The following is a 15238-nucleotide window of genomic DNA, read 5'->3' on the forward strand; positions in this document are numbered from 1 at the left end:
AAGCATTAATTCCTTAGCATCGATAACTAAATCGAAAATTGACAATAGATATATATTTTAATAGCGCTCGATTCGTACCGAAAACATATCTTTGCCAAAAATATGAAAAAATGCAGAGCTATCAGGAATTTCTTGACCTAAGCGTAGGGTTCCCACAAGATGGATTTGAAATCATAGATGATGAATTATATTTCCACGACCTCAATCTGATGGAAATGATCGAGACGTATGGAACGCCCTTACGATTCACCTACCTGCCCATCATCAGCAAGAAAATCCAGCAAGCCAAGATATTGTTCCAGACCGCTATCCTAAAGCACAATTACAGGGGATCATATAAATATTGCTATTGTACGAAAAGCTCCCATTTCAGGCATGTTGTTGAGGAAGCGCTGAAGAATGATATCCACCTGGAAACCTCGTCGGCATTTGACATGCCGATGATCGACGCCCTGGAAAAGAAAGGCATCGTAAACAAAAGCATCACGGTGATCTGCAACGGTTTCAAAACCTACCAGTATAAGCAGTATATCATTGATATGCTGCATGACGGTTATAGAAATATCATTCCGGTATTGGACAATAAGGAAGAGTTCAACATCTACGATGACGAAGTGGAACTGGAGGAGCCCTGCAACCTAGGCATCCGCATCGCTGCGGAGGAGCAGCCCGATTCGCCGTTTTACACCTCGAGATTGGGTATCCGTTTGGAGGATATCCTCGACTTCTACAACAATAAGGTTGCTCCCAATCCGAATTTCAAAGTCAAGTTACTGCATTTTTTCATCAATTCGGGCATTTCCGACACGCCGTATTATTGGAATGAGTTGGAAAAATATGTTACGCTTTACTGCAAATTCAAGAAAATCAATCCAGACCTCGACACGCTGGATATCGGTGGCGGTATGCCATTCAAGGACTCTCTTGTGCACGATTTCGACTACGAATACATGGTCAATGAGATCGTGAACCGCATTAAACAGATCTGTGCGGTGAATGAAGTGATGGAACCCGACATCATCACCGAGTTCGGCAAATACACCGTGGCCGAGGCGTCGGGCATCCTGTACAAGGTTATTGGTCGCAAACAGCAGAACGACCGGGAAAAATGGTTGATGCTCGATGGGTCGTTCATCACCAATCTACCCGACGTATGGGCACTCAACCAAAAATACGTGCTACTGCCTATCAACAACTGGGATTCCGAGTACGAGCGGGTAAATCTAGGGGGCATTACCTGCGATGGTCAGGATTATTACAGTCAGGAATCGCATATCAATAGCGTATTTATGCCGAAGACCCGGAAGCTACAGTACCTGGGCTTTTTCCATACCGGCGCATATCAGGAGGTATTAAGTGGCTACGGGGGTATCCACCATTGTTTGCTTCCCTCCCCCAAGCATGTATTGGTGCGGCGTAACCGCGACGAGACTTTTAACTTTGAAGTATTCGGCGAGGAACAGAACAGCAAGCAGGTACTCCGGTTACTTGGCTACCAACAAGCATGATCTTGGAATAACTTTTGCAAACCGTATCTTTGATAAACAAAAGAAGTTTATGGAAGCATATGTACGCCTATCAATAATTTGCTGCTCTATGGCAGCGCTGCTCGCCTGTGGCAGTGAAAAATCCATCAGTGAACGCATTGCGTTGGCTGAAGTGGCCCACTACCTTGAGTCCAACCCGGTGTATGAAACAGCCGACATCGAATACGGAGAAGTAAAATTCGCCCAGAAATCCGATGCCGAGGCACTGGCTTCTTACGAAAACCTGGAAAAAGGTGGCTATGTGACACTGGAACTCCTCAAGGAACGGAAACGATTCCTCTCCAAGGACAGCACGTTTGTATACCTCATCAAGCTGACGGATAAATCCATTCCTTTTGTGCTGGAAAAGACAGACAAGAAGGCGACCGTGAAGACCTTTGAATACACGTTGGACGATGCCGGCGGTGCGCATATTGAACAAACCGGTAAAAACCGGGCAAAAGCTACCGTTACGCTCACAAAGAAGGAAACAGACTTTGCCGATTTTGCCAAAAAGGGCGCAGACAACAACGCTTCGTTTACCAAAAAAACCTACTCGCTCCGTTTCAATGGCGAGCTGGGCTGGGAAGTCACCAAATAAGTGCGTGCAGCAATGAAAGGTTTGGGTACACTCGTTGCCGTGCAGGCATTACTCTCCACGATATCCGGTGTATTGATGTCGCAAATGTCATTTATCGGCAAGGTGGGTATTACCGTTATGTATCGTGACTACGGTATTTTCAAAATTTGGTGGAAAACCGCCATCCTCTTGTTTACCGTCCAGCTGGCGTTGCTGTTTGTGCTTTGGCTGATCCGGAAACTATTAAGCCGTCGATTGTCATTCGCCATTCTTCTGCTGTTTCTGCTTTTCGGGTTGATCGGAGCTTATTTCACCTACTTGGATTTCACCACCACCTCCCATCGGGTATTGAAAACGAACTTCCATGCGGGCGGCTATCTTGTTTGGGGTAGTTGGGTATTGGCGTGCGTCTATTTCATGGTAATGCCGATTCGGAAAAAACAGCTTCACGAGGAAATCATCGGGCCGGATGAGGTATCTATGCCTTGACTCGCTACAGCGGGTCGAAATAGCATCCGACATACGGTAACTTGAATGTACCCTGCAAATATTCTTGGTGCAATTATTGTGTTAAACTTTCTTCAAAAAAAATTGTCTTATCAATAGATTGGAATAGAAAATAGGATTATTCACTCAAAGCAAAACCATATGAGAAAGCACCTTACCCTAGTCGTCGGATTCCTAGTAGTTTTCGGCTTATCGTCTTGTACGAAAGAATATTACGACATCGTTCCTAATCAAACTTTCGTATATACCATTCAACCCAATCAGTGGGATTGGGATGATGGCGTCAGTAATCAGATATATTACGACATAAATTTACCGGAGCTAACCGACTACTATGTGGACCAAGGAATAGTTAGTGTCTCGATAAGTGTGGATAGTGAAGTATCTTATAACATTCTGCCAGCCACAATAGCTGGAACTTCCTATTCTGTGAATTATACTACGGGCTTCGTAACCATCTATGCGGAAGATCCCATATTTGACCCCGATTTTGAAGTTCCTATCCCAGATAGAACAATTACCGTCAAGGTTACATTATCAGACTCGGATTTCATTCCATAAAAAAAGCGGCCTTGAGCCGCTTTTTCTTTTACCAACAGACTGAATCCGTTATTTCCCTTCGCCTGTCCATTCAAGCACCGCTTGGCTCACACCCGTAAAGGAGAAACCGCCGTCGTGGAAAAGGTTTTGCATGGTGACCATCTTCGTCAGATCAGAAAACAACGTTACCGTATAGTCCGCACATTGATCGGCTGTAGCATTGCCCAATGGCGACATCTTGTCGGCATACGAAATGAAATCGCCGAAGCCTTTTACTCCCGATCCCGCTGTAGTTTGCGTAGGCGACTGGCTGATCGTATTTACCCGCACATGCTTCTTCACCCCGTACTGGTAGCCGAAATTGCGTGTGATGCTCTCCAGTAATGCCTTGGCATCAGCCATATCGTTATAATCGGGGAACACCCGCTGTGCCGCGATGTACGTGAGCGCCACCACTGAACCCCAATCGTTGATTGCATTTTTCTTCATGGCTGTGGCCAGCACCCGGTGTAAACTGATTGCCGAGATATCAAATGCTTTGTGCATGAAGTCGTAATTATTCTCGGTGTAATGGATCCCCTTACGCACATTGATGCTCATACCAACCGAATGCAGGATAAAGTCGACACCTCCGCCGAAGTGCTCCAGTGTCTGGTCAAATAAGGCGTCGATATCTTCGCTGCTGGTCACATCCGCGGGGATAACAGGCGCATTGTTGCACTCCGCCGCCAGTTGCTTGATGGTACCCATACGCAAAGCCACAGGTGCATTCGTGAGCACGATTTCGGCTCCTTCCTGCACACAACGCTGAGCGGTTTTCCAAGCAATGGATTTGTCATCCAGCGCACCAAAAATAATTCCTTTCTTTCCTTTCAGTAGGTTATGAGACATAGTTCGCTTTTTTAGTCAATTAATGTTAACGCGGGTAAAAGTAATGCTTTTTTTTAATTTTAATTACCTTGCTTGCCTTCCCAGTAGCTCCGCCGCGTGTTGCATAGCCGCCGCTCCGGGATTCACCCCACTGAGCATCTGCGCAAGTTCCAGCACACGCTCTTTTGGTGTCAGCTGAATAATGTTAGTAGCCGTTTTTTCTGCCGACTCTTCTTTGTAAACCTTGAAATGGGCTTTCCCCTTGGCAGCAATCTGCGGCAGGTGCGTAATGGCCATAACCTGCATATGATCTGCCAAACGATCCATAATATCGGCCACTTTTAAGGCTACCTCACCCGATATACCCGTATCGATTTCGTCGAAGATGATCGTAGGCAATGCCGATGTCTTGGCAATCAATGACTTGATGGCCAACATCAATCGCGACAATTCCCCCCCCGACGCAACCTTGCCAACCGGCTGCGGCTCCTGCCCCTTGTTTGCAGTAAACCGGAAATCCACGGTATCGCGCCCTGTATGCCTTAGCTCGTTTGGGTCGACCTGACGTAGTGCGATGTCCAATCGGCTATGCGGCATCTCCATTTCACGTAGTACTTGGTCGATTTCTTCTTGTATGGCAGGAATGACAGCCTTCCGGCTCTCCGTGAGGGCTTCCGCCAATTCCAACAGTTCGGCTTTCAACTGCTTCACGTCGGCTTCCAACTGATTGATCGTGGCTTCATCAGCAGACAGGTCTTCCAATTTCTCCCGCAGTTCCTCACGGAACGCAATCAGCGCAGCTACATTATCCACACGATGCTTCTGTTGCAGGGCGTAGAGCTGGCTCAATCGCTCGTTGACCGCCACCAAGCGCTCTTCATCCAAGCCAATCCCCTGTTCAACACGGCCCACTTCGTTATTCAGATCCTTCACCTCAATAAAGCTGCTTTGTAACCGCTGTACCAAGGCTGCTATTGACGGCATGTAACGTTCTGCTTGCTGGAGCTGTTGCAGGGCTTCTTTGAGTAAGGTGATGGCGCTCACTTCGTTGTCCTGCAAAGCGAATATCACGCCAAGCAGGTTGCGCTTGATTTCTTCCGCATGCTCGAGCCGTTGCTGCTCAGCCTCCATTTGCTCCTGTTCATCGGCATCGAGATTAGCAGCAGCTAGCTCGTCATACAGAAACTGATGATAATCTGCTTCTGCCTGCGCCCGGCTGGCCGCTGTTTTCAATGCGCTGAGTCGTGCCGAGGTGGCCTTATGCGATTGATAGGCCGCTGCATACCGCTCGCGCAACGGTTGGTTTTGGGCTACGCTATCCAGTGTGAGTAGTTGAAAAGCTTCCGTATTGAGCTGGAGTGTTGCATGCTGGGAGTGGATATCGATCAATCTTTCGGCTAAAACCTTCAGCACCTGGAGCGTTACCGGCGTATCATTGACAAAAGCGCGCGATTTGCCATCTACGCTCACCTCCCTGCGAATGATGGTTTCCCGCTCATAATCCAGGTCCTGCTCAGCAAAAAATGTCTTCAATTGATAATTGGATATATCAAAATATCCTTCTATGATGCACTTTTTATGTTGGTTAAAAAAGTAGCGGCTTTCCACTCGCTGGCCAAGTATGAGCGAAAGCCCGCCCATAATGATGGATTTGCCGGCTCCGGTTTCCCCGGTCAGTATATTCAGTCCTTTATCAAAATGGATATCGAGCGAATCAATCAGGGCGTAGTTGTGGATGGATAGGCGATTAAGCATAGTTACACGTTTCTATCGGCTATTACGTAAGCTTTCATATTTATTTGCATTTGCGGGGTCTACTTCGGCCAAGATGTTGTAAGCCTGTACCCGTTCCTGCGGCCCCAATCCCCCGAATAGACCAATCAGCTCATCCGATTTCGCGGTGAAAAACACTTGATTAAATACCGCTCCCTGAGCCAGTCGATCGACTTTCTGTAATAGCGGAAGCAGGTCCAAAATCGCTTTACGGGATTGCTGTGCATGGTCCGACATCATATCCAGCCCCTTGAGGTAAAAGCTGTACAAGAAGTCGCGCAGCGGTTGGTACCTGCGGTCAAGCAGGTTATTCGCCAGCCAAAACCGGTTGTTCATCCCTTCCATTGATCGCCAGCCACTAAATCCCGTGTTCTGCGCATTATTCACAATGTTCTGCGCGGCGGTGTAAAACGGCGTACCTCCATTCTGCTCGAAGGTATCCGCGTCCAACCCCACGATAACATAGGCGTAGTAAGCTAGCAACGACGTCAAGTTATTCATGTACTGCTGATCGGAGTAATCCATCAGCTGCCCCTCCGTATAGCTGAAATTAAAATTATTGTCCGAAATGCTCAACACCGGGCTATTATAGGATGTATTGAAAACAGGCCGTGTAGAAATAATCTGTGCCTGCGCCGTAAAACTAGAAGAACCATCCCACGAGTTGATCGTGATGACAAAGCTGCAGTCAATACGCTCTTGAGGCTGCATCTCATTAGCGCTCCAGGTACGGTTGTTGAGAAAATCGGAAATTGCTTTTTCCAACACTTCCAAGGCCCGCTTATTAGTGTTTTGCACTTGCGGCGAAAGAACCTGTACGCGTGCATTCAGATCCTGACCCATGGCGAGATGAGTCGAAAACAGGACAAACAGGCTAAGGAATAATCGGCCAACCGGTATTACCAATGAATGAATCATGCCCAAAGATATGGATAAACATATGGAAAACGCATGAAAAAAACATACAATCATTGTGGTTTGATTTTTGCTTTTTTCGCAATCTAAAAAGTTTTCGGCATCTTCGCTAAACCTTTTGAAAGGCGCACATGTTTATCATACAACGGATAGCTAAAATCACATATAGACATTGAATAGATTCGGTAGAATAGCAGTTAAGACACTCCTTTGGATTATCGGGAGCATTATTGGTTTGGTTTTACTTGCGTTCATCCTTATCCGTATCCCCACCATTCAAAATTACGTAGTGCGGCAGGTTACTTCTTATCTTGAAAATAAAATCAAGACCCCGGTACGTATTGCCCATGTAAGCTTGGACTTACCCAAAATGCTGGTGCTCGAAGGCGTATATTTTGAAGATCAATCACGGGATACGCTCCTTGCCGGTGAAAAAATACGGGTAGACATCAGCATGTTGAAATTACTGAAAAACACCGTCGAAATCAGTCAAATAGATTTACAGGGCATCACAGCCAAAATAAACCGAACACTCCCCGACAGCGCATTTAATTTCGATTATATTATCAAGGCCTTCGTTAGCGAACAACAGGAACCAGCCTCACCGGATAGCAGTGCTCCGATGAAATTCGATATCGACAAGGTAAACCTGGATCGGATCCGCTTCCGCTATCACGATGAGGTTATCGGCATGGCTTCGGAAATCAACCTCAACCACCTCGATACGCGAATCGAAACATTTGATCTCGAAAGCAATATGCGCTTTGGCATACCGCAGATAAACATCGATGGACTACAGGGCTCCGTGCGGCAATGGGCCGTAGCCCAAGACGGGGAAACCCCCGACGCCGAAGATTTCGGCCTGGTGGATACCACAGAAGCCACGTTGTTACCTGACCTGGAATTCAAGACATTAAACCTCGCTAATATCGACTTTGCCTATACGGATGAAGCCAGTGCGATGGATACCCGGTTTAAAATAGACAAATTACTCGCGCGACTCAATATGCTCGACCTGAACAAGGAGCTGGTAGATATCCGCGAAATCGACCTGGATGGATCCGACTCCCGCGTGTTCTTTGGACAGATCGAAGATGCGCCCGACATCCCGGTGGATACTTCCGCTGCTACTGCTGGCGAACCGGTAAATTGGCGGGTACGCGCAGCCACCGTTCGCATAGCCAACACCGCTTTTGCATTTGAAGACGCCAACCAACCACGCATGGCCAAAGGTTTTGACTATGGCAACATCGGCGTTACCGATCTTGAGGGCGAGGTAACGGATCTGTCTTATTCTGCAGATACGATCAGTGGCCGTGTAGCGGGGTTAAAGGCTAATGACCACAGTGGCTTTGCATTAAATCGCTTACAGGCAAATTTTACCTACACCAACCAGGGTGCCGAATTAAGTGATTTATATGCCGAAACACCGCATACATTAATCCGTGATTATATCAAAGTGGCGTATCCTTCATTGGAGACGATTACCGAACAGCTCGGCAGTATCCGGCTATCGGCCGATATCAAGGAAAGCCACCTGGGGATGGCCGATGTATTGTATTTTGTGCCCGATTTAGACACCATGGAGGTGATGGAACCGCTCTGGGCACACACCTTCTTTATTAATACGGAAATTAATGGCCGCCTGGACGACCTGCAGATTCCTAGCCTCGAGCTACGCACGCTCGATAAAACACATGTGATAGCTGATGCGCATATCAAAGGACTGCCGGATGTCGATCAATTGGACATCGATCTCAACTTACAGGAATTAGTGACCGGAAAAGCAGATTTAGACCGTCTGATTGCGGCGAGCCTATTGCCCGATAGCATTAATTTCCCTGCCGACATCCGGCTCGCCGGCACCTTTGACGGGGGGCTGAATGGCTTCCAGACCGACATGAAGCTCCAAACGACTATGGGTGACGCCAGCGTAGCGGCAGACTATCGAACCAATGGCCGCGATACAGTCTACGACGCTCAACTGAGCATCAGCAATATCGATGTAGGACAACTATTAAAAATGGATTCCGTATTGGGCAAGATTTCATTTGCCGCACACGCCAAGGGAAGCGGGCTAGACCCCGCTACCGCCATTACGGATATCGAGGGAAAATTGATCAGTTTGGAGGCTATGGGCTACGCATATACTGATATCGGAATCAATATTGACGCCAAAAGCGGTGATATTACCGCATCGGCAACAAGTGCCGACCCCAACATCGACTTTGACCTCGATGCACACGCCGATATGCGGGGCCAATACCCGAAGCTGAAGCTTAATCTCATGGTAGACAGCGTGAATTTAAAAAATCTGGGGCTACTTGCAGAAGAATTCCGTTACCATGGTCGACTCGTTGCCGACTTGGAAACCGCAGATATCGATCATTTGAATGGGACAGTCGATATCGTCAATTCATCCATCGCCTATAACGATGAACGTTACTCATTAGATACGGTTAGACTTCGGGCAGTGGCGCAGGATAGTTCAAACATGCTCCAATTGCAATCGGAATTTCTGAATGCGCATATGGTGGGCAACTTCAAACTCAGCGAACTGGGCGCATCCGTGCAGGATATCGTCGCCACTTATTACCAGCCGGACTCCATACCGCCGGTTTTCGAGTACTCGCCGCAGCGGTTTGATTTCAGTGCGCAGTTCTCCCGATCGCGATTTATCCAGGGATTGGTACCCGATCTCACCGAAATGAAAGATATCACGCTCGATGGCTCGTTCAATAGTGAAGACAAGACCCTGCTCGTGAAAGCCACCGCCCCCCGGATGGTATATGCCGGAACCACCGTAGACAATGTAGGTATCGATCTCAATACGTTTGATAGTACGATGTATTATTCCGCTCTGATCAATCGTATTGGCGTAGGTAATATAGAATTGACCAATACACTCCTCAGTGGTACCGTGCAACACAATCAGCTCGATTTTGGCCTATGGATTAAAGATGGAGCCGATAAACAGCGCTATCACCTCGGTATGGGCCTACAGGTAAATGCCGGCAATTTCCTATTCAGTTTGCTTGAAGATGGCCTGATGCTTAATTATGAGCAATGGGAAGTTCATCCCGAAAATGCGATCTCCTTTGGTAAGGATGGACTTCGCACGCACCAATTCGTTCTAAGCAACGAAGGGCAGGAAATGTCCATTCGATCGCAAGACTCCACACTAAATGCACCAATCGACTTGGTTTTCAAAAACTTCCGGATTGAAACTTTTAGTAAAATGCTCGAAAGCGAGTTACTCGACATGGGCGGCGGCATCAACGGTACGGCTACCGTGTCACGGCTTGACACCTCGCCGGCATTTGTTTCGGACATTACCATCGATCGATTTTATTTCGGCAAGGATACCGTGGGCGATATTAACCTAAAGGTCAACAACGAGCGTGAGAATATCTTCGCCGCCGATATCAGCATTACCGGCAATGGCAACAATGTAAAGCTCATGGGTGATTTTATCAGTCCGCCGGGAGAAACCGCCCAATTGGATTTCACGCTGGACGTAGCCCCCCTATCCATGCATACCCTAGAGGCATTCAGCTTGGGATATCTCCGGAATACGTCCGGCGATATCAACGGAAAACTCCGGATCACGGGAACACCGGATCAACCACGAATCAATGGCGGCCTCAAATTCAATCAGGCCAGCCTCAATGTAGCTATGCTCAATGCCACGTTCAACATCGACGGGCAAAGTATTAATTTCAACGATAACGGCTTGCGCTTCAACCGATTTCAACTCAAAGACAGCAAAGGAAATACGGCCGTATTGAATGGTACCGTTAATACCAAAACGTATACGGACTATGCATTCGGACTCACGCTCACAGCCGATGAATTCCAAGTATTGAATTCATCCCAGCAAGACAACGACATGTATTATGGGCAACTTTTTGTATCCAGCAACTTACGTATACAGGGTGATATGCATAATCCGGCAGTAACGGGCACGCTCCAGGTCAATGACAACACCAATGTCACGTTCGTCCTTCCAAATGACGACCCGGGGATGGTGGACCGGCAGGGTATCGTCCGCTTCGTAGATCGCAGCGATACCACCCGCGCCAATGTATTCGCGAAAGTAGACTCGCTCACACATACGGAATTGAGCGGATTGAACTTATCCGTCAACATCGTTACGGATAAGAATGCCATTTTCACCATTGTTATCGATCCGGGAAGCCAAGATGCACTGACCGTGCAGGGAGAGGCCGAATTGAATGCCGGCATCAATCCCGCCGGAGACATTACCTTAAACGGTACGTATACCGTGGAATCTGGCAATTATTCCTTCTCATTCGGCCCCGTAAAACGCCTATTCCAATTCAGGCAAGGAAGCACAATTACCTGGGCCGGCGATCCGCTGGATGCCCGCATGAACATTACCGCCTTTTACAGCATACAGGCCCCCACGCTGGAATTGGTGCAAAACCAGATCGGTGCCGAACAACCCAATCTATATAAGCAACGTGTGCCTTTCAATGTCAATCTCCATATTACGGAACAGCTTTTCCAACCTCAACTTGCCTTTGATATCGATTTGGATGAAGACAATGCCATGGTGTCGCAGGATGTGGCCGGAAAAGTCAACACCGGACTCACCCAGTTGCGGGAAAATGAGTCGGAAATGAACAAACAGGTCTTCTCACTGATTGTCTTGGGTCGATTCATGGCCGCCAATCCTTTCGAAAGCCTATCCGGCGGCGGCGGCGCGGAAGCCATAGCCCGCAGTACCGTAAGTTCTTTCCTGAGCGGGCAGCTCAACCGTCTAGCAGGTAACCTGATTCAAGGCATCGAATTTGATTTTGATCTGCAATCGCAAGAGGATTATAGCATGGGATCCGGGCAGAACCGTACCGACCTGAACGTCGGCGTATCCAAAATGCTTTTCGACGACCGTATGAAAGTGACCGTGGGTTCTAATTTCGAATTGGAAGGTAATGCCAGGCCGGGCGAACAAACCACCAACATCGCTGGGGATATTGCCGTAGATTACCAACTTACCGAAGATGGCCGCTACCTCGTTAGGGCTTATCGCAAAAATCAATATCAGATAACCCTCCAAGGTCAATTCGTGGAAACGGGAATTGGCTTCATCGTCAATATCGACTACGACGAGTTCAAGGAAATCTTCCAGCGCCGGAATCGGCAGGCCAACGAATTCAATACCGAAAGCCGCCAATTCCAACGGCGATGGGATGTAGACCGTATGGAGACAGATACGGCATACCGCGACAGTGTGCGTAAGGTGATCATCGATAGCCTGCAACGCCATGACCCGGAATTCAGGGAGCGCATGGAGCAGCGACGGCGACAACGCGAGAACACGCCGCCCAAGGAGTCCGATACACCGCTTAAAAATACCGCCATGCGCACGAACGAACAGGATGAAAACCCGTTAGTCGAAGAAAGGGGGATGGATGGAGAATAAACTCGAACGCATAATCGGTGCCATTGCCGTCATGGCATGCTTAGCCAGCTGTAGCAATCTCAAATACCTACCCGAGGGCGAACAGCTGTATGTAAAGGGTAATGTAGAAATCGACACCGACACCATCCCTGAACGCTATATCGAACCATTGAGCGAAAGCCTTGAAGAACTACTTCGCCCAAAACCGAACACGACGGTTTTGGGAATGCGCCCGCAACTATACCTGTATAACATTGCTGGCGAACCAAAAAGCGATCGCGGATTTCGCAATTGGCTAAAAAACAAAGTCGGCCAGCCACCCGTATTACTGAGCGATGTGAACCGGGAATATAATGAAAACCTGCTCCGTAATCGCCTGGAAAACCTCGGGTTCTTCCAAGCACAGGTAACATCTGATACGACGATAGACAATAGAAAGGCAACCGTTACCTATACTGCCAGTCCACATATTATCTATCGGATCAAATCCCTATCCTTTGACGTTGACAGCAGTGAATTGGGGAAAGCCATTAAATCGACCGAACCGGGATCATTACTGCAAGTAGGAAGGCCTTATAGCCTGGATAATATCATTGCCGAACGCGAACGGATAGATAATGAATTGAAAAACAAGGGGTACTATTACTTCAATCCCGACCACCTGATCATTGAAGTGGACAGCATGGGAGGAGACCACCAAGTTGCGCTCTATGTAATGGTCAAAGAAGAAACACCAGCCAAGGCTAAGCGGCCCTATTACATCAATAACATCTATATTTATCCGAATTATACACTCACGGAAAGTGGGTATCGACGGGCGAATCTTCGGAATGCAACCTTATACAAGGATAAATACTATTTCATTGATCCCGAGCAAACGTTCCGCAAATTCTCGTTGGCTACACCGATGTTTTTCGAGCCTGGAGACCTTTATACGCGCCGCAATCACAACAGCACCATCAGCCAACTTGTCGGAATGGGCGCCTTCCGTTTCGTTCGCAATGAGTTTGTAGATGTCGAAGATGAACCGGACAAATTGGATGTGTATTACTACCTCACACCGATGCCCAAAAGAGGGCTTCGGGTAGAGCTCCTCGGCAAGACAGCATCGGTATACAATGGTTCAGAAGTAAACGTCAATTGGCAGCACCGCAATGCGTTCAGGAGTGCCGAATTACTTACCTTTACTGTGTTCGGTGGTTTCGAAACCCAAACAGGTGGCAATGTCAACCTCAATTCGAGCTTCTACCGCTATGGCATCGAAGCCAGTCTTTCGTTTCCCCGAATGATTGCCCCATTTAACTGGCAGCCTACACGTCGCTTCGTACCGCATACTGTTTTCCGCGCTGGGTACGAGTATCTTAATAGGCGGACAGCCTACAGCCTCAATTCCATGCGGTTTTCTTTTGGATACCTATGGAAAGAAAATATCGAAAAAGAACACGATCTGAAGGTCATTGAAGTGGGATACGTACAACCCCGAAACATCACCGAATCTTATCAGGCCATGTTGGATACCGTCCCTCCGCTACGCCATGCCATCGAGCCACAGTTTACCTTCGGACCTATTTACAACTTTACATATACAAACTCTATGAAAGCCGACCCCAAACACGGGATATATTTTAGGGGCGGCGTGGATCTTTCTGCCAATCTATACGGCATCATACGCGGCGCCAATGTCAATAAGGGGCGGCAATACCAGATTTTTAATGCTAACTTTTCGCAATACGTAAAAATCGAGGCCGATATAAGGCACTATTTACGATTGGGACCAAACGCCAAACTGGCGTCGCGTGCGATGGCAGGTTTTGGTTATTCCTATGGCAATTCCAGGATGTTGCCGTACGTCAAACAATTCTTCGCAGGCGGACCCAACGGGTTGCGCGCTTTTCGGGCAAGGGCGATAGGTCCGGGATCCTATACACCCGAATTTTATGGAGAAGACAACTTCTTTGCGGATCAGACCGGCGACATTAAAATTGAACTCAATACCGAGTATCGGGCGAAATTGGCTAGCATCATCCACTGGGCAGCATTTGTCGATGCGGGAAATATCTGGCTACAGCACACGGATTCGGAAAAGCCCGGTGCGGCGTTCAGTCGTAATTTTGTCAACGAAATGGCCGTAGGTGCCGGTCTGGGTCTTCGTTTCGACCTTACGTTTTTACTTATTCGCACAGACCTCGCAATGCCGTTGCGTATCCCCTACCGTCCCAAAGGCGAGCGCTGGGTGATGGATGAGATCAATTTCCGCGACCGGGATTGGCGGCGGAATAACCTGGTCTTTAACCTCGCTATCGGTTATCCGTTTTGATATTTCGATTGCCATTTGTAAATCCAACCAATGCTGATTATATTGTTCGAATCCGGCAACATGACTGCCGATAAACAAGAAAATGAGTAACAATCATTCCTTTGGAAGACAAGTCGTTGCTTTCAATAAGCAGCTTGAATATACCGGACTACTGCCTGAGGGTTTTGCGGTCATCAATCCGTTTGTGGATAATCCGGAAACACTCCCTACCATGGAACGGTTTTACCATAAGTTCTATGGCGATAATAGAACGAGAAAATTTATCATCGGAATCAACCCCAGCCGGCATGGCGCGGGCGTCACCGGCGTACCATTTACAGACACCAAACGACTGAAAGACGTCTGCGGAATCGAGATGAAGACAGCCTATTCGCATGAACCCTCTTCGGTATTCGTCTATGACCTCATTGCACAATACGGGGGCGTCCACAGTTTCTACAACGATTGCTATATCAACTCCCCGTTTCCATTGGCCATCGTTCGTCGAAACGAGAACAATAAGTGGGTAAATGCAAATTACTATGACGATAAGCGACTATTCGATTCGTTGAAGCCGTTTATGGTTTCTACCTTACGAAATCACCTCAGCCTACCGCTCGACAACACCAAAGTGTTTGTCTTAGGCAAAAAGAATGCAGCTTATCTAGCCAAAATCAATGCCGAGGAACGATTATTTGGCGAATTGGTGGTATTGGAGCATCCACGCTTCATCCAGCAATATAAATCGCGAGAAAAGCAGGACTACCTCCTCAAGTACCTGGATGTTCTGGCAAACTGACGATGAT

Annotated in this window: 10 protein-coding genes; 7 read left to right on the forward strand and 3 right to left on the reverse strand. The window is 47.8% G+C overall.

What is annotated here, in order from left to right:
* Nucleotides 1-110 precede the first annotated feature (110 nt).
* The 4 genes from IEV98_RS14425 (at nucleotide 111) to IEV98_RS14440 (ending at nucleotide 3174) form a co-directional block, all read left to right on the forward strand.
* Nucleotides 111-1508, forward strand: a complete 1398-nt coding sequence (locus IEV98_RS14425) for a type III PLP-dependent enzyme domain-containing protein (protein ID WP_188506688.1) — start codon at nucleotides 111-113, stop codon at nucleotides 1506-1508.
* Nucleotides 1509-1596: 88 nt separating this feature from the next.
* A complete protein-coding gene (locus tag IEV98_RS14430; RefSeq protein ID WP_188506689.1) occupies nucleotides 1597-2127 on the forward strand; it encodes a hypothetical protein in 531 nt (176 codons plus the stop codon).
* A 12-nt stretch (nucleotides 2128-2139) separates the two neighbouring features.
* A complete protein-coding gene (locus IEV98_RS14435) occupies nucleotides 2140-2595 on the forward strand; it encodes a hypothetical protein (protein WP_188506690.1) in 456 nt (151 codons plus the stop codon).
* Nucleotides 2596-2754: 159 nt separating this feature from the next.
* Nucleotides 2755-3174: a hypothetical protein gene (locus IEV98_RS14440; protein WP_188506691.1), complete on the forward strand. Its 420-nt coding sequence runs from the start codon at nucleotides 2755-2757 to the stop codon at nucleotides 3172-3174.
* 48 nt (nucleotides 3175-3222) lie between these two features.
* Here IEV98_RS14440 and IEV98_RS14445 read toward each other — a convergent pair whose 3' ends face one another.
* The 3 genes from IEV98_RS14445 to porD form a co-directional block, all read right to left on the reverse strand.
* A complete protein-coding gene (locus IEV98_RS14445; RefSeq protein WP_188506692.1) occupies nucleotides 3223-4044 on the reverse strand; it encodes an enoyl-ACP reductase FabI in 822 nt (273 codons plus the stop codon).
* 63 nt (nucleotides 4045-4107) lie between these two features.
* Entirely contained in the window at nucleotides 4108-5778 is a 1671-nt protein-coding gene (recN, locus tag IEV98_RS14450) for a DNA repair protein RecN (protein ID WP_188506693.1), read from the reverse strand.
* 12 nt (nucleotides 5779-5790) lie between these two features.
* A complete protein-coding gene (gene porD, locus IEV98_RS14455; protein ID WP_229738770.1) occupies nucleotides 5791-6714 on the reverse strand; it encodes a type IX secretion system protein PorD in 924 nt (307 codons plus the stop codon).
* Between the two features lie 169 nt (nucleotides 6715-6883).
* Between porD and IEV98_RS14460 the strand changes: the two genes are divergently transcribed.
* From IEV98_RS14460 to IEV98_RS14470, 3 genes are all read left to right on the forward strand, one after another.
* Complete coding sequence (locus IEV98_RS14460) at nucleotides 6884-12157, forward strand: translocation/assembly module TamB domain-containing protein (RefSeq protein WP_229738771.1); 5274 nt, start codon at nucleotides 6884-6886, stop codon at nucleotides 12155-12157.
* Nucleotides 12147-14453 (forward strand): translocation and assembly module lipoprotein TamL, encoded by a 2307-nt coding sequence (tamL, locus tag IEV98_RS14465; RefSeq protein WP_229738772.1) that lies wholly within the window; start codon nucleotides 12147-12149, stop codon nucleotides 14451-14453. The genes IEV98_RS14460 and tamL overlap by 11 nt, the downstream gene beginning before the upstream one ends.
* An 82-nt stretch (nucleotides 14454-14535) precedes the next feature.
* Nucleotides 14536-15231, forward strand: coding sequence for an SMUG2 DNA glycosylase family protein (locus IEV98_RS14470; RefSeq protein ID WP_188506694.1), 696 nt, complete (start codon nucleotides 14536-14538; stop codon nucleotides 15229-15231).
* Nucleotides 15232-15238: the final 7 nt, after the last annotated feature.

The sequence above is a fragment of the Parapedobacter pyrenivorans genome, assembly GCF_014636865.1.
In the GTDB taxonomy this organism is placed as follows: Bacteria; Bacteroidota; Bacteroidia; order Sphingobacteriales; family Sphingobacteriaceae; genus Parapedobacter; species Parapedobacter pyrenivorans.